Source organism: Prevotella sp. AM23-5 (genome assembly GCF_003473645.1).
GTDB classification, from domain to species: domain Bacteria; phylum Bacteroidota; class Bacteroidia; order Bacteroidales; family Bacteroidaceae; genus Prevotella; species Prevotella copri_A.
In genome coordinates this window covers 131,972-150,700 of the sequence record NZ_QUCG01000001.1, presented here as the reverse complement: position 1 = coordinate 150,700, position 18,729 = coordinate 131,972, and the positions used below count along the sequence as shown (strand labels likewise).

Below are 18,729 nucleotides of genomic sequence, written 5' to 3'. Positions count from 1 at the left end.
TGAATCATAATCCAGGGCGTTGCCCTGGGCTGAGAGCTTCTGCCCTTTCAGGGCGTCTGGCTGCCAATACAATGTCTGGGAGCTTTTGCCCTTTACCTTTCCCTTCGGCCGGTGACCGTTGGTTCAGGGCGTGTGGAGCCTATGGATTAAAGATCCTGTCCGATATCAGAGCGGAAGTACTTGTCTGTGAACTGAATCTTCTGAGCCTCGGCAAAGCTCTTCTTCAGAGCCTCTTCCTTATCCTTGCCGTAGCTGCTTACGCAGATTACACGGCCGCCATTGGTTACAACCTCTCCATCCTTCATGGCTGTACCTGAGTGGAAAACTACAGAACCTTCCACATCATCGATACCCTGGATAGGATAACCCTTCTTGTAAGCCTCTGGATAACCACCGCTTACGAGCATCACGCAGACAGCTGCACGCTCATCAAACTCGATGCTGCGCTTGTCAAGATCGCCGGCAGCTACACCCTCGAAGAGATCCACGATGTCGCTCTTCAGGCGGAGCATCACGCTCTCTGTCTCTGGGTCACCCATACGGCAGTTGTACTCGATAACCATAGGCTCGCCCTCTACATTGATCAGACCGAAGAAGATGAAGCCCTTGTAGTCGATGTTCTCCTCAGCCAGACCCTCTACGGTAGGACGGATGATGCGCTCATCCACCTTCTGCATCCACTCCTTGGTTGCGAATGGTACAGGGGTTACGCTACCCATACCGCCGGTGTTCAGACCGGTATCGTGCTCGCCGATGCGCTTGTAGTCCTTAGCCTCAGGCAGAATCTTGTAGTTCTTGCCATCGGTCAATACGAATACGGAGCACTCGATACCGCTGAGGAATTCCTCGATAACTACGCGTGCAGAAGCGTTGCCGAACATACCGCCGAGCATCTCCTTGAACTCCTTCTTGGCCTCTTCCAGGGTAGGAAGGATGAGAACACCCTTACCGGCGCACAAACCGTCAGCCTTCAACACGTATGGAGCCTTCAGAGTCTCCAGGAACTTCAAGCCTTCTTCTACGTGCTCGCCGTCGAAAGTCTCATACTGAGCTGTCGGAATGTTGTGGCGCTTCATAAACTGCTTGGCGAAGTCCTTGCTTCCTTCCAGCACGGCACCAGCCTTTGATGGACCAATCACAGGGATGTTCTGGGTGCGAGGGTCAGCCTTGAAGTCATCATAGACACCCTTTACCAGTGGGTCTTCCGGACCTACTACCACCATATCAACACCGTTCTCGACAGCGAAGTTCTTGAGCGCCTCGAAGTCGTCAGCCTTGATATTCACATTCTCGCCGACATTCTGCGTACCGGCATTGCCAGGAGCGATAAAGAGTTTCTCACACTTCTCGCTCTGAGCGATTTTCCAAGCTAAGGCGTGCTCGCGGCCACCGCCTCCTAACAATAATATTTTCATCGTAGTTACGTTTAATAATTCTTCTATTATATGTTACAATCAGGATATTGATCATCTCCTTCTTTTACAATCAGGATAGATATTTACTACTTTTTGCATCCAAATTTCTAATTTGCTGCAAAATTACTAAATTTCAGCGAACTATACAAGCAAAAAGCCTAAAATCTTTATCGCATATAGTTCTTATAGATTTCATAATAGATATCTGGCCATCCGTAGATGGCTATCCTCTCCAGTTCATTGTAGAGTTCCGGTATGTCATCTATCAGCTTCAACAGGTCGGGATTGTATCGGGTTCCTGCGCCTTCTCTCAGCTCTTCCATCACTTTTTCGAAGCTCTTTTCCTGCTTGTAGTTTCTGCCTACTCGCTCGGTGGCAGCCTGCATGCAGTCGCACAGGGTTATGATGTCTATCATGAAGCGGAAAGGCGACTTGGTGTTGTCGAAGTCGCTTGGATAGCCTCCCTTGCCGTTGTACCATTTATGATGTCCCAGCGTGGTATCGTGGTAGTATTTCAGCTTCTGCGATATCTTCAGGTATTTCAGTCCCATTCGGGGATGCATTCTGATGATTCTTCGCTCCTCATCGCACAGCTGTCGATAGTCGTTGTTCACCACGCTTACGATACTGTTCTTGCCAATGTCGTGACAGAGTGCAGCACGGGTGATGAAGTTGATGAGCTGTCGCTGATGAAGCCTTACCTGCCATTTGCTGGTGATGCCCAGCTTTCCTACCAGCAGTTCCCGCTGGTGCCTGATGATGGCTTTCATCATGGCTTCTGCAAGTCGTGCCACGTGGGTAGAGTGGGCGTAGGTGGTAACCTGGGTTGCTACGTTCAGTTCCATCACGAATCCTATTCTTTCTTCATCGCTCAGGTATTTGATGAGTCGGGGATAGGTGCTCACATGTTCCAGTGTCTGGTTATACTGTGTGGAGTTCTGCTGGTCTTTGCGATGTCTGAACATCCTGATAATGTCTTCACAAAACATCCTTACGCACTCCTTTTTGTACTTGGCTGAAACTCTGGCGGTATCTACGATGAATGCCAGGTTGGTATAATGATTCATCAGCGAATTGAAGGCACCTTCCCCCAGAATTTTTTGTCGGGTAAGGGGTTTGATTGATGTTTCGTATATTTCCTTGGCTTCTTTCAAGGCTGTTCTTGTCTGGATTTCTCCAATTCTTAGCTTCATGACGATGAGATTGAGCTTCGATGAGATGCTGAGTCCTACGGTATCCGGATATTGTTTTATCACCCGTTTTACCAAATCGTCTCCTTCTTTCTTTTCTATCAGTTCCGGATTGGTGAGATAGATACCTCTTACTATCTCCAAGTCTCTGTCTTTGATGCGGTTAATCCATAGCTGCCTTCTCGTTTCGGGTACTTCCAGTTGGTCTGCCGTATGATTTCTAGCCAGTACTTCCAGCTTTTCATATCTTTCCTGCAGTTTTTTCAGGGGTTGGATATGGTGGAGTGTCCATTCGGATAGGCACAGATTCTGTAGGGCATAGCCGTACAGACCCAGTTCTTCGGGCGTATGGCAGTGTGCACTGTCGGCTACGTATGCGATGCAATCGTATGCTTTTTTCAAAGTCTCGTTGTCTCTATTCAGCTTCCATATCTGGTAATAGGATGCCCCCTTCCAGCTCATGGCTCTCAGACAATAGTAGTTCTGGTCTTGCCGGTTCTTGAAGTTTCTGATCAGAATGTCGGTAACCCTGTTGGTGATGAAGGGATCCGTGAGGGCATAGGCGTAGTTACGAAAGAAATGTACATTCAGACTGTCGTAGGCTGCATCCGGCAAAATGTTTTCCTTCGTAGTATCTGTCATATCGGTTTCGAAATAATCTGCAATGCTATTCAGCAGCTTCTCGTTCTCGTTATAGATCTTATGGTTCTTCTGGCTTCTAGTCATAAAGAATCTTATCCATTCGTCGTGGTTGTGGATACTGAAGATGCTGTCGTTGTAACGATTATAGGTGATGCGGTTCTGAGATAGCTTATCGAAGATGAATTTAAAGTCGGGGATGCTCTGTTCAGAAACAAAAAACTCTTTACCTGCCACTTGCAGGTGGCAGGCAAAGAGTATAGCGGTAATTAATAAAATTACTTTTCTTATCTTGTTAATCATCTTTTTGTTCCGAAGGTTGGTTTTCTTTCGGATAGAGTCTCTTATACATTAAATAATATTCTTTTTACTTCAGGTAGTCGAAGAAGTAGTTGCTGATTCTTTCGTGCAAGTGAGTGCTCTGATGACCTCTCATGTTGTGAGGCTCACCTGGATATACGAAGAAATCTGGCTGGGTACCTGCTGCGATACAAGCCTTCAGGAAGGTGAGGCAGTGCTGTGGCACCACGGTCACATCGTTCAAGCCCTGGATAATCTGCAGCTTACCCTTCAGGTTCTTAGCCTGATAGAGCAGGGATGTCTTCTTGTAACCCTCTGGGTTGGTCTGTGGGGTATCCATATAGCGCTCGCCATACATCACCTCGTACCAGTGCCAGTCGATTACCGGACCGCCTGCTACGCCTACCTTGAATACGTCAGGATAGTTGGTCATCAGCGAGATGGTCATGAATCCACCGAAGCTCCATCCGTGAACACCAATCTTGTCGGCATCTACGTAAGGCAGGGTCTTCAGGTACTCTACACCCTTCATCTGGTCCTTCATCTCTACCTGACCCAGCTGGCGGAAGGTAGCCTGCTCGAAAGCCTTGCCACGGTTCTCGCTACCACGGTTGTCGAGGATGAAGAGCAGATAGCCCTTCTCTGCCATGTAGGTTTCCCAGCCACGGCTAGAGTAGTTCCAGCGGGCATCCACGTTGTGGGCGTGAGGTCCACCATATACATATATAATGGTAGGATACTTCTTGTTAGGGTCGAAGTTCACCGGCTTCACCATTCTCCAGTAGAGGTCGGTCTCGCCGTCGTCAGCCTTGATCGAACCGCAGCTGTATTCAGGCACGTTGTAGCCCTTCCATGGGTTCTTGGCTGTGAAGTAAGCGGTGCGCTTGCCGTTCTCGGTGTTTACGATGGCAATCTTGCGAGGCACGGTTGGAGTAGAGTAGTTGTCATAGATAAACTGTCCGTTCCCGCTCAGGGTAGCGTTGTGCCATCCCTTGCCGCAATCGTCCATCATGGTGCGCTTGCCGGTCTTGGTATCTACGGTGAAGATATTACGCTGGATAGGAGAGCATTCGTTGGATGCGATGATGATGCTCTTGCGCTTGGCGTTGAAGCCGAGCACTTCCATCACTTCCCATTTACCCGATGTCAACTGCTTGATTTCGAGCGATTCTGTGTTGCTCGCCATACGGCTGCCGTGCTTGCCCAGGGTGCAGAGGTAAAGGTGGTTGTAACCATCCTTGCGGCTCTGCATGATGAAGCTGTTGCTGTCCCAAGGCAGGAACTGGATAGGGTGGCAAGGCTCCACGTATTTCTCATCGGTCTCGCGATAGAGCTCGCCGGTCTTCTCGCCGGTCTCTGCACTGTAGGCAGTAAGGCGACAGTCGTTCTGGTCGCGGTTCAACTCAAACATGTAGATGGTCTTGCTGTCCGGACTCCATGCGATGTTGGTGAAGTAGCGGTCTGTAGGGTCGCCTGCCTTCAGATAGACAGTCTTGCCTGTCATGCAGTCGAATACGCCCACGGTAACCTTGTGCGATGTTTCGCCTGTCATCGGATACTTGTCTGGTGCAGGCTTGGCGCAGCAGGTCTCTGTCTCAGGATGATTGAAGTAATCTATCTCCGGGATATCCACCTGTGGATAATCAGTCACCATGCTCTGGTCCATGCGGTAGAAGGCGAGCAGTTCGCCGTTAGGGCTCCAGAAGGTACCCTTGCTGATGCCGAACTCATCGCGGTGAACACTCTGACCATAGACGATAGAGCGGCTGCCGTCTGTAGAGATCTGGAAATCGTGAGACTTCTTCTCTCTTGTCATGGCATTGTTGGTTACATCGAAGGTGCGCACATAGAGGTTGCTGCCCTTCAGATAGGCGAATGCATTCTGCTGTGCGTTAGCCTCGAGGAGGTTCTCGCCATCTTCAAACTCCATCTCGCTCAGCAGCTTATGCTTCTTGAAGTCGATGGTGTAGGTCTTGCTGCCGTTGCTTACCATCACGATGCTCTTTCCTGCAAAAGGGAACTGAGCGTTGTAGAGGGCTCTTACCTTGATGTCCTTGGTAGGAGCAATCCACTGGTTGATATCGTTGATACCGAAGAGTTTTGTCTCCTTTCCGGTAGTCTTGTTTACGAGATAGCATGCCTCGATGTCCTGATGGATAAGTTCATTTCCCCACCAGGTGCACCAGCGGTTCTTTGCCACCATGTTGCGGTAGTTGTTGCCACCGAAGTTCAGGTCTTCCAGTGTGAAGGCTTTCTCGCCTTTCTGCGCAGGAACCACGCCCTGAGCCTGTATCTCGGTTGCATTCATTGCCATCATGGAAATCATAGCTGCAAAAGATAATTTATAAATTGAATTCTTCAGATTCATCATTTTTTTTCTTGTTTTTTGTAACACATAACACCATGTTTTGTGGTGTTATGTGGTTTATCTATCTGATAACTAGGATTTTATCTTTAGCGACGCAGCGTTTCGCAGCATTGCTAGAATTCTTAGCAATACGGCGTTTCACCGCATTGCTAGAAAATCTTAATCCTCGTCATCAAAGTCGGTGTCGAAGCTAGGCTTGCTGCCACGCTTTCCTCCGAAGTTCTTGCCACCTCTGCGGTCTCCCTTGAAACCACCGCGCTTGTCATTACGGTCTCCCTTGAAACCACCGCGCTTGTTGTTACGGTCGTTACGGTCGCCTCCGCGCTTGCCTCCGAAACTGCGGCCGCCCTTGCGGTCATCATCATCGTCGCGTCTTCCGGCAGCACCCACACGTGGACGTCCGCCACGGCGAATATCATTGCGGCGCTTCTCGAAGTCCTCCAGGCGATGGCTGTGGAACTGGAAGCTGCGGATATCTGCCTCCTCGTTCTCAGTCTCCTCGCTCACACGCTTCTTGAACTCGCGCTCCTTCTTGAAACGGTGCTTCTGCGCCATCTCGCTCTTCTCGCGCTCAGTCTTCACGATACCGCCCTCAGAGCGGAACTCCTTCATCTTGCCGTCGAACATCACATACTTGCGGAACTCGCACTCCAGACTTCCGTTATATACCGGAATCTTGATAGATGGCTTCAGTCCAATCTGCTCGAAGCACTCCTCGCGGTAGCTCAGTACCCAAGCCTCGTTGCCTGCGAAGGCACGCTTGAATCGCTCGCCGATCATCTTGTAGGTGTTCAGCAGGTTAGGGGTAGAGATGCGCTCGCCGTATGGAGGGTTCATCACGATGATGCTCTTCTCGGCAGGCTGTGTGAAGTCCTTGAAATCCTGCTGGGCGATGGTGATATCCTTGCTCAGACCGGCTGCACGCACGTTGAGGTTGGCAGTGTTCACCGCCTTCATATCTACATCATATCCGTAGATGTGGTGCTCGAACTCGCGCTCCTGAGAGTCGTCGTTATAGATCATATCGAAGAGATCCTGGTCGAAATCGTTCCACTTCTCGAAGGCAAACTCCTTGCGGAATACACCTGGAGAGATGTTGCGGGCGATGAGGGCAGCCTCGATGGCGATGGTTCCCGAACCGCACATTGGGTCGATGAAGTCGCATTCGCCCTTCCAGCCGGTCATCAGGATCATACCTGCAGCGAGTACCTCGTTCAGAGGTGCCTCTACCTGCTCCTGACGGTAGCCGCGGCGGTGCAGACTCTCACCGCTTGAGTCGAGACTCAGGGTAGCGTTATCCTCTGCGATATGGATGTTGAGGCGGATGTCTGGGTTAGACACGCTGATGTTAGGACGTGTGCCCTGCTTCTCGCGGAACCAGTCCACGATGGCATCCTTTACCTTGTAAGTCACGAAGCGTGAGTTGCGGAACTCCTCAGAATAGACTACTGAATCTACCGAGAAAGTCTTCTTCACGTCTAAGATGTCATCCCACTTGATCTTCTGAACCTCGTCGTACACCTCTTCGGCAGAACGAGCCTTGAAGTGCTTGATAGGTTTCAAGATGCGGATGGCTGTGTGTAACTGGAAGTTAGCACGATACATCATTTCCTTGTCGCCAGTGAAAGATACCATGCGGCGACCTATTTGTACATTGTTAGCACCCAGTTGGGTGAGCTCCTCAGCCAAGACTGGCTCCAGACCCATAAAGGTCTTGGCAATGAGTTCAAATTCCTGTTCCATTATTGAATTCTATATCTAATAAACTTTGTTTTTCTTTTCTATATTTCTTTGTTTTCGGCTTCATATCCTTGGTCACCCATACGTTGGCGCCCACGATGCAGCCTTCTCCGATGGTGATTCTGCCCAGGATGGTGGCGTTGGCATACACGATGACATCGTCTTCCAGGATAGGGTGGCGAGGGATTCCCTTGATAGGATTGCCGTCCTTATCCAGTGGGAAACTCTTGGCTCCGAGGGTAACACCCTGGTAGAGCTTCACGTTGTTGCCGATGATGCAGGTGGCACCGATAACCACACCCGTGCCATGGTCGATGGTGAAGTGGTGGCCGATGGTAGCCTCCGGATTGATATCGATACCCGTCTCCGAGTGTGCCAGCTCCGTCATCATTCTTGGGATGAGTGGCACGCCGAGCTTGTGCAGAACATGAGCGATACGATAGTTGGTGATAGCCTTGATCACGGGATAGCAGGAGATGATTTCTCCGTGGCTCATCGCTGCTGGGTCACCGTTGTAGGCTGCCTCTACGTCGGTGGCGAGAATCTTGCGGAGCTTGGGAAATTCCATGATGGCTTTGGCGGCGATGACACCTGCCTTGGCACGCTGGTGCTGCAGTTCTGCCTGGGTTTCCGATTCGCAGTCGTTGGCGAAGCAGAGTCCGGCGAGAATCTGTTCTGCGAGCATCTCGTAGAGTTTCTCAACTCTTACTCCGATATGGTATTTGATGGTAGAGATATTCACGGATGAGTTTCCGAAATATCCCGGAAAGAGGATGGAACGAGACAGATTTATGATGTCTTCGAGCGCCTTGCCCGAAGGAAGTGGATTCCCGTCTCTATGCTGATGGAAGAGACCCTTCAGCGATTCGGCGCTTGAAAGCTCGTCGATAGTCTCTGTCAGCTGATGAGTTAGTGTATCTTTACTCATTTTCTTCATGTATCAATAAAATTCGACTGCAAAGATACGATTAATTTCTTGAACTGCAAAGAATTCGTTCTTGTTTTTTGTGATTTTTTTAGCGTTTCTGAAATTTCATATCCCTGAATGCACTCCAGGCTATCGGTACCGCCACGAGGAAGGAGCAGATATCTGCCCACGCCTGACACATCTCCACGCCCAGTAATCCGAAGAAATGAGGGAGGATGAAAATGAGCGGAATGAAGAACAAACCGCTACGTGCTGCTGCCACGATATTCGCACGTACAGGCTTGCGGATGGTCTGAGTCAACATATTCGTCAGCACGATGGTAGCAATCAGAGGAAAGCTGATTACCTGCCACTTCAGGGCAACAGAACCCACTGCTACCACGCTGGCATCATCACGGAAGAGTTCAATGATAGGTTCGGAGAAAAGGAAGCCGAAAACGGCACAAACCGCCAGAAATACCGTGCCGCATTTGATGCAGAAAAAGAAAGCCTCCTTCACACGCTCGTACAACTTGGCTCCATAACAGAAACCGCAGAGCGGCTGGAACCCCTGACCCAGTCCGATGACCACGGCATAGGTGAAGAACGAGATTCTCGTCACGATACTCATACCCGCAATGGCTGCATCTCCGTAGGCTCCGGCAGCCACGTTCAGCATCAGTGTGGCGATGCTTCCCAAGCCCTGTCTTGATAAGGAAGGTGTGCCGCCAAAGATAATCTCCTTGAAGTAGGCCCTGGATGGAGTGAAGTTGCGAAGATGGATGCGGATGTTTTCTCCCTTGTGCGTCATCCAGAAGAGCATGGCGCAGCCGAAGCACTGGCTGATGAGGGTGGCGATGGCGGCACCCGTGATGCCCATGGCAAAATAAAGGATGAGCAGTGGGGCAAGGATGAGATTGAGGAGCACTCCCGACATGATTCCCTTCATTGCATACATCGCATTGCCCTGGAAGCGCATCTGGTTGTTGAGGGTCAGAGAGGTTGTCATGAAGGGAGCACCCAGCAGGATGATGCCGAGATAGCGCTCGGCGTAGGGCTGGATGGTGGGGGTGGAACCCAGAAGAATGCACAGTGGTGTAAGGAAAAGTTGTCCAAGAATGGCGATGAGAAATCCCGTCAGGAAACTCAGCACGAAGCCCGTGGATGCCATCTTCTTCGCCTTCTCCACCTCCTTGGCTCCCAGCATTCGGGAAATATAGTTGCCGGAGCCATGACCATAGAGGAAACCAACGGCCTGGATTACTGACATCATGGCGAAGGAAACGCCTACCGCTGCCACGCTCTGGGTATTGATGCTGCCCACGAAGTAGGTGTCGGCGAGGTTGTACATACTCGTCGATAACATGCTGATAATGGTAGGAATCGCCATCGTAAAAATCACCCGATGCACCGGTGCATGGGTCAGGAATGTATAATTATCTCTTGATTTCTTCATATCAGCCTGCAAAGTTACTGCTTTATTTCCGAAAGGGGGAAATATTCGATGATTTTAACGCTCGGCAGGAAAAAAAACAATGATTTCGTTTGCCATCTCGGAAAAAACTCGTACTTTTGCACCGTTTTTCTGATGATACATTATTATAAAAAGAAAAATCAGAGCAAAAAGTTTTAGAAAAAAATCAGATCAATGAGTGATATTAGAATCATACCCGTTACTACCAAGAAAGGATTGAGAACTTTCATACAGTTCTATTACGACCTTTATGAAGGTAGCAAATATGCCGTTCCTTACTTGCGTTTTGACGAGTGGAATACATTGAGCAAAGGCAAGAATCCTGCCTTCGACTTCTGCGAAGCGCAATATTTCCTGGCTATCGATTACAGCATCCCGAAGGTGGTAGGCCGCATTGCCGCCATCATCAACCATTGTGCCAACGACCAGTGGAACAAGAAGCAGGTGCGCTTCGGATGGTTCGACTTCATCGATAATCTCGAGGTTTCCTGTATGCTGCTGGATGCCGCAGCCCGGTGGGGCAGAGAGCGTGGCATGGAAGAATTGGTAGGGCCACTTGGCTTTACCGATATGGACCGCGAGGGAATGCTCATCGAAGGATTCCACGAGAAATCCACCATGTACGTCAACTACAATTACCCTTATTATCCCAAGCACATGGATGCTCTGGAGCTCTTCCAGAAGGACAACGACTGGCTGGAGTACCGCATCAAGGTGCCTGAGGTAACTCCTCCGAAATTCGCCAAGACAGCCCAGCTCATCGAGAGCCGCTACAATCTGCATGTGCATAAGTTTACCAAGCACGAACTGGTTCAGGGCGGTATGGGCAGGGAAGTCTTCCGCATCGTCAACGAAACCTACAAGGATCTCTACGATTTCCAGCAACTCACCGACCGACAGATCGACGGGTATGTGGATTCGTATATCAAGATGGCGGATATGAACCTCATCACCGGTGTGGTAGATGGCAACGACAACAACCGCCTGATCGGTTTCGGCGTATCCTTCCCATCCATGACCGAGGCGCTGCAGAAGAACCGCAACGGCAAGCTCTTCCCATGGGGATGGCTGCGACTTCTGCGGGTGATGAAGTGCCATGCCACCGATACCGTGGATCTGGTGCTCATCGGCGTGCTTCCGGAATACCGCAGCAAGGGTGCCAATGCTCTCATCTTCGCCGACCTCATCGAGCAGTACCACCGCTACGGCTTCAAATGGGCGGAGGCAATGCCGCAGATGGAGAGCAACAAGGGAGTGCAGAGCCAGTGGCAGTATCTGGAAAGCGTGCAGCACCGTCGCCGCCGCTGCTACAGAAGAAAGTTATAGGAATTTGAAGAAAAATAAAAATAATTAGAAATAGAATGAGATTTGCAGTTATAGCCGCAGGCGAGGGAAGCCGATTGGCACAGGAAGGCGTGGAACAGCCTAAACCCCTGGTGCCGGTATGCGGCGAACCGATGATAGAGCGCCTTCTACGCATCTTCGTAGATTGCGGTGCTACCGAAATCGTAGTGATTGTCAACGAATGGAGCACGGCGGTGCGTGAACATCTGGAGCAGATGAAGCTGCCGGTGCCTCTGCGCCTGGTGGTGAAGACCACTCCTAGTTCCATGCACAGTCTGCATGCCCTCTCGCCATATCTCCGTGGCGAGCGCTTCTGCCTTACCACCGTGGATACCATCTTCCGTGAGGAGGAGTTCAAGAAGTATATCCGCCACTTCCAGGAGGCAAAGGATATTGACGGCTGCATGGCTGTCACCCCATACGTGGATGATGAAAAACCGTTGTGGGTAGGCGTGGAGAAGCAGGAGGATGCCGAGGGTGCCAGTCTGCTCGACAAGCAGGGCTCGCACAAGAAACCCCGAATTACGGGCTTCCATGACAAGCAGGAGGGAGATGACCATCTGATTTCGGGTGGCATCTACTGTCTGGGCGACAAGGCGCTCGATGTGCTCGACCACTGCATGGAGCAAGGTATGAGCCGTATGCGCAACTTCCAGCGCCAGCTGGTGGTAGAGGGATTGAAGCTGGAGGCTTATCCTATCAACAAGATTCTCGATGTAGATCACAAGGAGGATATTGCGAAGGCCGAGGCTTTCATCCATCCGCTGGAGGGTAAGACCCTGGTGGGTGTATGCCGCGGTAACGAGTTCTCGCCTAATTGCGTGGATAACGATGCAGCCATCATGAATGCCGTAAAACAGCAGCTGGAGGCACTCGGTGCGAAGGTGATGCTGATGTGCGAGAAGGAATTCTGCCGCAAGGCAACTGTGTTGGAGAGAGCCTACGGATGGCCTCGCTGCCGTGTGACAGTGGGCGTGGATGGCTTCTTCTCGATGGCACGCAGCAAGCAGGCACTCGATATTCTCGGCAGAATAGAGGAGGAAGGCGTATTGGTGGTGAACTCCAGTCTGGGTGTAAACCGCTGCATCCGCCGCATCATGACCGAGCGTTTCATCGCCGGAGGGATCGCTACTCCCGAGAGCCGCATCATCGGCAGAAACGGAGAGATGGTGAAGGATATCCACTATCCTTGCTGGCTGAAGCGTGGCGACGGCTGTGCGCAGCAGAAGGAGGATACCTGCTATGTGCAGAACGAGCAGGAGGCTGAGGCGTTGCTGAAGGAATTCTGGCTGCGTGGCATCACGTCGGTGGTGGTGAATGAGCATCTGAAGGGCGACCTCATCAAGTTCTACGGCGTATCGGGTACCGATTTCTTCTATTGGTTCTATCCATCGAAATGCGGTCATCGCTCCAAGTTCGGACTGGAGGTGATCAATGGTGAGGCTCAGGGCATCGCCTTCGATGCCGAGGCGCTGAAGGCTGAGGCTGACAAGGCTGCCGACATGCTGAATGTGCCGGTATATGGCGGCGACTGTGTGGTCAGCGAGGATGGCAGCATCCGCATCATCGACTTCAACGACTGGCCTAGCTTTGCGCCATGCCGTGATGAGGCTGCGTTCTATATAGCAACAAAAATGGTTTGCACGCCCTGAAAGGGCAGAAGCTCCTAGCCCAGGGTAACACCCTGGGTTTATAGATAGATAATAGTCTGGCGCCCTGAAAGGGCAAAAGCTTTAAAATAAACAATAATTTTTAAAAAAAAGATGAATCAGGAATTTAAGGCTTCTCTGAAATCAGCGGATACCGAGGAGCACATTGATATTTATTTCTATCGTCCTATTGGCTACCAGTGGGCGCGATTCTTCCGCATGCTTCACGTCACCCCAAACGTGGTGACCATTCTTTCCATTTTCCTCGGCGTAGGAGCGGGCATCTGCTTCTATTTCGACGATTTGGCAATCAACATCTTGGGCATCTTCTTGCTCATTTGGGCAAACGTATATGACAGTTGCGACGGTCAGCTGGCACGACTCACCAATCAGAAGAGTGCCCTGGGCAGAATCCTGGATGGTGCTGCTGGCGACTTCTGGTTTGTCAGCATCTACTTCGCCATCTCCTTCCGTCTGATGCCGGAGTGGGGCTGGAAAATCTGGGCACTCTGCATTGTTGCCGGTTTCGGATGCCATGCCATTCAGAGCCGTCTTGCCGACTACTACCGTCAGATTCACCTCTTCTTCCTGAAAGGCAAGGAGGGTAGCGAACTGGACGATGCCAGCAAGCAGGTAGAGCTGTGGAAGCAGATGAAATGGAAGAAGGAGCCAGTGCAGAAACTCTTCCAGTTCTTCTACAAGAACTATACCTTGGGACAGGAGCGGGATACTCCTATCTTCCAGATATTCAAGAGAAATCTGCGCGAAAGATATCCGCAACAGTTGCCTGAGCAGTTGCGTGCCGACTTCCGTGCGGGTAGTCTTCCACTGATGAAATATGCCAATATCCTTACCTTCAACTGGCGCAGCATCACGCTGTTCATCTCTATCCTGATAGGTCTTCCATGGCTTTATCCGGCTATCGAGATTACCGTGTTCAGCCTGATTTTCTTCTATATGAGAGGAACCCACGAGCGTCTTTGTCTGAAGCTCAACCAGAAGCTTCTGAAGGGAGAGTACGAGGTATAAACGAATAACAAGTTCATTTATGAATAACAAGTTCAGAAATATATTCATGGCGTTCGGTATCATCGCCATCATCATCATGCTCTGCACGATGGATATGGACTATACCGATATCTGGCGCTATCTGAAGCAGGCGGGCATCTATTTCCCGCTGATTCTCGGTCTGTGGCTCGTGGTTTATTGGGTGAACACCGTTTCCTGGTGGCTCATCATCAACGACGAGGGTAGGGTGAAGGGACTCTCGTTCTGGCGAGTATATAAGCTCACCGTGAGCGGATTTGCCTTGAACTACACCACTCCCTGCGGATTGATGGGCGGCGAACCTTACCGCATTATGGAGCTGAAGCCTTTTACGGGTGTGAGCAAGGCTACATCATCGGTCATTCTCTATGTGATGATGCACATCTTCTCCCATTTCTGGTTCTGGTTCCTGTCGGTATTTCTCTATATCGCCCTGTATCCGATAGGTGTCCCTATGGGCATCATGCTGGGCTTCATCGCAGCCTTCTGCCTGCTCGGCATCTACTTCTTCGCCCGCGGTTACAAGACGGGAATGGCGCAGAAGGGCATCCGTCTGCTCACCCATATTCCTTTCGTGAAGAGCTGGGCTAAGCGGTTTGAGCAGGAGAAGCAGGAGACCCTGGAGCAGATAGATTCGCAGATAGCCCTGTTGCATGGTCAGCACAAGAGCACTTTCTACAGTTCCCTCTTCTTCGAGGTGATGGCGAGAGTGCTCCAGAGCCTGGAGATTTATCTTATCCTGAAGGCTTTTGCGGCGGATATTAGCATCGCCGACAGCATTCTGATTCTTGCCTTCTCATCGCTTTTCAGCAATCTCATCTTCTTCTCTCCTATGCAGTTGGGAGCCCGTGAGGGTGGTCTTGCCTTGGCGGTGGATGGCCTGCATCTTACGGGTGCCCTGGGTGTATATACCGGTCTCATCACCCGAATCCGTGAGCTAGTATGGATAGCCATCGGCATTCTGCTCATCAAGGTGGGAAACAAGGACCTGAAGAAGATTCAGGAAGAATACGAGGCTGATCAGAAGAGCCAGCAGCAAACAATTAATAAAGGAAAATAATGAAAGTACTGGATATAAAAGGAATCATCTTTGATTATGGTGGCACGCTCGATACCAGGGGCGACCACTGGTCGGAAGTGCTGTGGCAGGGCTACGAGCACTTCGGCATCGGTGTGGCTGATGACGAGGAAGTTGAGCCAGGAGTAAGTATCCACAAGCAGGCGTTTCGCGATGCCTACGTGTATGGTGAGCGAGCACTGGCTGTGAATCCCATCGTGACTCCCGATTTCCATTTCGAGGATATTCTCAGAGAAAAACTGATCCTGGAATTGAATTTCCTGGCAGGAAAGGAATTGCTGGAGACAGGAAAGGATGATTCTGAGAAACAGGCGAAGCTTGGGAATCCCGGAAAAGATTCTGATGCTTCATCAGAAAGCCTTTTCCTCTCCCTTTCAGATTCAGAAATTCATCAGATTGCAGAGGATATGGCTCGCTATATCAATGCCAAGACCCTTGCCCTTCTGAAAGAGAACAAGCTGGTGTTGGAGCATCTGAAGCAGAAGGGTTATCCGATGGTGCTGGTTTCCAATTTCTACGGCAACATCAATCAGGTATTGAAGGATGCAGGAATTGATGGCTATTTCGAGGACGTGATAGAATCGGCAGTAGTGGGTGTGCGCAAGCCGAACCCAGCCATCTTCGCCCTCGGAGTCTGCGCCCTCGATCTTCCAGCCTCTCAGGTGCTGGTAGTGGGCGATACCTATGGCAAGGATATCATCCCCGCCCACAAGCTGGGGTGCCACACCCTATGGATCAAGGGATTGCAGTGGGAAGAGAAGAAGGTGGATGAATCCATCCCCGATGGCATCATCAAGAAACTCTCTGAGATGGAGGAATTTCTGAAAATCTCATAAAAAACTGAAATATATAATAGGTTTTTGCAGCTATTTACGAATAATGTTATAACTTTGCAGCCTGAAAGTAGAGAATGATTAATAATGGGCGCAAGGCCCCTATATATATAATAAGGTAATGAAAGGTATAAGAAAATTGTATTTGGTGCTCGTCCTCCTGGTGGTTTCTACACTCCAGATGATGGCGCAGCAGAAGATAACAGGTCGTGTCATCGACGATGACGGCTTTGCCGTATCGTATGCAAGTGTGCAGTACAAGGGACACAAGATTGCCGTTTCCAGTGATGGAGAAGGTAAGTTTACCATCGAAAAGAAGCCGGGACTGATGCTTACCGTCAGCGCTCTGAGCTACAAGACCGCTACGGTCAAGGTAGATGAGAAAACCAGCTTCCTCGAGATCAAGCTCAAGGATGATTCCCACAAGCTGGGAGAAGTCGTGGTGAAATCGAAGAAGGGAAGATACAAGCGCAAGGATAACCCTGCCGTGGAACTCATGCGACGTGTCATCGCTGCCAAGAAGAAGAGCGACCTCAGCAACTATGATTATTATCAGTATGATAAATATCAGAAGATTACCCTCGCACTCAATGATATCACCAAGGAACAGATGGAGGGCAAGTTCTTCAGCAAGCGACAGTATCTCCTCGACCAGGTAGAGCTTTCGCCTTACAACGGCAAGCTCACCCTGCCGGTAAGTATCGATGAGACCGTTTCGCAGCACGTTTACCGCAAGGACCCGAAGAGCGAAAAGGATATCATCAAGGGGCAGCAGAGCAATGGTATCGGACAGGTGATCCAGACCGGAGAAATCCTGAATACAGCCATCAAGGATGTCTTTACCGATGTGGATATCTATGATGACTATGTGCGACTGCTCCAGTATCCGTTCCCATCTCCGCTGGGCAGAACAGCCATCAGCTTCTATCATTATTATATAGAAGATACGGTGTATGTGAACCGCGACCTCTGCTATCATCTGCAGTTTATCCCAGCCAACAGTCAGGACTTCGGATTCCGAGGCGAGCTCTATGTGCTTGCCGACAGTACCCTGCACGTCAAGAAATGTAATCTCTATATGCCTCACAACTCTGCCGTCAACTGGGTGAAAGACATGAAGATTGAGCAGGAATATACCAAGCTCGACAATGGCGAGTGGGTGCTCACCAAGGATGATATGATAGCAGAGATGCACATGAACAAGCTGCTGCAGGACCTGCTGGTGGTGCGAAACACCCGAATCACCGATTACGCTTTCGACCCTTTGCCGAAGATTCTCTTCAAGGGCAAGGCGAAGGTAAGGCATGATATGGATGCGATGAACCGTGATGAGGCTTACTGGAACAAGTACCGACAGGTGGATCTCACCAAGAGTGAGTCTTCGATGGACAGTTTCATCCACCGTATGGAGAATTCCAAGGGATTCAAGTACATCATCTTCGGCGTCAAGGCGCTCATGGAGAACTATGTAGAGATAGGAAGCGGAGGAAAGGATGGCAGAAAGAGCCTCTTCGACCTCGGACCTATCAACACCTTCCTCTCCAACAACTACGTGGATGGCGTGCGCCTGCGTCTGGCAGCCCGCACCATGGCGGCACTCAACCCTCATTTCTTCTGGGATGGATATGGTGCCTACGGTACGAAGAGCCACAACTGGTACTACGGTCATCTCTTCACCTATTCGCTCAACAAGAAAAAGAACAGTCCGTTCGAGTTCCCGATGCGCAAGTTCGTCTTCGAGATTGGTCACGATATCACCTCTCCATCCGATGACAACCTGCTGCACAACAAGGATAACTTCTTCATGACCATCCGTGCCGCTACGCAGGACCAGATGTATCTCTACCAGCGACAGAAGTTCAGCTTCGTCTATGAGACCGACTGGGGACTCCGCTTCGATGCGGGAATGAGATGGCAGAGCAACCGCACCGTGGGCAACCTGCATTATTTCAAGGTGAACACGGGCGAGGAAGTAAAGAAGATACGCACCACCGAGGCATCTGTGGGCATCGACTACAACCCGGGTGTTACCTATGTCAACACCAAGCAGCAGCGATTGCCTATCAATCTCGACAGTCCTGAGCTCACCCTCCGCCATTCCATGGGTCTTGACGGATTCATGGGCGGTCAGTATCAGAGCAACCTCACCACGCTGGGCATCTACAAGCGCCAGTGGCTGGGCAGCTTCGGATATGTGGACTTCAACATCGTGGGCAAGATGCAGTGGAACAAGGTTCCATTCACCATGCTCGTCCAGCCACCAGTCAACCTCTCCATCTTCGAGCAGGAGGCAACCATCAGTATGATGAAAGACTGGGAGTTCCTGAGCGACCGCCAGCTCTTCTGGTCGGTAGCCTGGGATATGAACGGCAAGCTTCTCAACCGCATTCCGCTCATCAAGAAACTGAAGTGGCGCGAGTATGTAGCCGTGAAGGGAGTATGGGGACAGCTCACCGACAAGAACAATCCGGTGAAGAATACATCGGATGACGTGATCTTCAAGTTCCCTAACAACTCCTACACCTTTGGCAACACGCCATATTGGGAGGTGGTAGCCGGTGTGCACAACATCTTCAAGTTCTTCGGAATCGATTATGTGCGCCGTATCAACTACCTGAATCATGCCAATGTAGATAAGTGGGGCATCCGAATGGGATTCCTCATGTCATTCTAGGAAAGATAAAACAGGGAGAACATAGCCTTTTGCTATGTTCTCCCTTCATAAAAGTTTGGTCATAAAAGAGT

Annotated in this window: 12 protein-coding genes; 6 read left to right on the top strand and 6 right to left on the bottom strand. The window is 50.5% G+C overall.

The features are described 5' to 3' along the window. Window positions 1-146: 146 nt before the first annotated feature. The 6 genes from purD to DW657_RS00610 all read right to left on the bottom strand — a co-directional run bounded on the left by purD (window position 147) and on the right by DW657_RS00610 (window position 10,015). Complete coding sequence (purD, locus tag DW657_RS00635; RefSeq protein WP_118311018.1) at window positions 147-1,415, bottom strand: phosphoribosylamine--glycine ligase; 1,269 nt, start codon at window positions 1,413-1,415, stop codon at window positions 147-149. 167 nt (window positions 1,416-1,582) lie between these two features. Beyond that, complete coding sequence (locus DW657_RS00630; RefSeq protein WP_118311017.1) at window positions 1,583-3,547, bottom strand: HD-GYP domain-containing protein; 1,965 nt, start codon at window positions 3,545-3,547, stop codon at window positions 1,583-1,585. A gap of 64 nt (window positions 3,548-3,611) precedes the next feature. Beyond that, window positions 3,612-5,858 carry a DPP IV N-terminal domain-containing protein gene (locus DW657_RS00625; RefSeq protein ID WP_233546574.1) on the bottom strand — a complete coding sequence of 749 codons (2,247 nt, stop codon included), beginning with the start codon at window positions 5,856-5,858 and terminating at the stop codon, window positions 3,612-3,614. A 213-nt stretch (window positions 5,859-6,071) separates the two neighbouring features. Then, complete coding sequence (locus tag DW657_RS00620) at window positions 6,072-7,655, bottom strand: class I SAM-dependent RNA methyltransferase (protein WP_118311015.1); 1,584 nt, start codon at window positions 7,653-7,655, stop codon at window positions 6,072-6,074. Next, window positions 7,639-8,580, bottom strand: a complete 942-nt coding sequence (locus DW657_RS00615; protein ID WP_118311040.1) for a serine O-acetyltransferase — start codon at window positions 8,578-8,580, stop codon at window positions 7,639-7,641. Before DW657_RS00615 ends, DW657_RS00620 begins: the two co-directional genes overlap by 17 nt. A gap of 88 nt (window positions 8,581-8,668) precedes the next feature. Next, window positions 8,669-10,015 (bottom strand): MATE family efflux transporter, encoded by a 1,347-nt coding sequence (locus DW657_RS00610; protein ID WP_118311014.1) that lies wholly within the window; start codon window positions 10,013-10,015, stop codon window positions 8,669-8,671. Window positions 10,016-10,207: 192 nt separating this feature from the next. Between DW657_RS00610 and DW657_RS00605 the strand changes: the two genes are divergently transcribed. From DW657_RS00605 to DW657_RS00580, 6 genes are all read left to right on the top strand, one after another. Further along, entirely contained in the window at window positions 10,208-11,359 is a 1,152-nt protein-coding gene (locus tag DW657_RS00605; RefSeq protein WP_118311013.1) for an N-acetyltransferase, read from the top strand. A 35-nt stretch (window positions 11,360-11,394) separates the two neighbouring features. Further along, the gene (locus DW657_RS00600) at window positions 11,395-13,029 is read left to right on the top strand and encodes an NTP transferase domain-containing protein (protein ID WP_118311012.1); all 1,635 of its coding nucleotides are present in this window, start codon (window positions 11,395-11,397) and stop codon (window positions 13,027-13,029) included. A gap of 111 nt (window positions 13,030-13,140) precedes the next feature. Next, a complete protein-coding gene (locus DW657_RS00595) occupies window positions 13,141-14,055 on the top strand; it encodes a CDP-alcohol phosphatidyltransferase family protein (protein ID WP_118311011.1) in 915 nt (304 codons plus the stop codon). A 19-nt stretch (window positions 14,056-14,074) separates the two neighbouring features. Continuing rightward, window positions 14,075-15,133, top strand: coding sequence for a lysylphosphatidylglycerol synthase transmembrane domain-containing protein (locus tag DW657_RS00590; RefSeq protein ID WP_118311010.1), 1,059 nt, complete (start codon window positions 14,075-14,077; stop codon window positions 15,131-15,133). Beyond that, complete coding sequence (locus tag DW657_RS00585) at window positions 15,133-15,987, top strand: HAD family hydrolase (RefSeq protein ID WP_118311009.1); 855 nt, start codon at window positions 15,133-15,135, stop codon at window positions 15,985-15,987. The genes DW657_RS00590 and DW657_RS00585 overlap by 1 nt, the downstream gene beginning before the upstream one ends. 118 nt (window positions 15,988-16,105) lie before the next feature. After that, the gene (locus DW657_RS00580) at window positions 16,106-18,658 is read left to right on the top strand and encodes a DUF5686 and carboxypeptidase-like regulatory domain-containing protein (protein WP_199658276.1); all 2,553 of its coding nucleotides are present in this window, start codon (window positions 16,106-16,108) and stop codon (window positions 18,656-18,658) included. The last annotated feature ends 71 nt before the right edge of the window (window positions 18,659-18,729 follow it).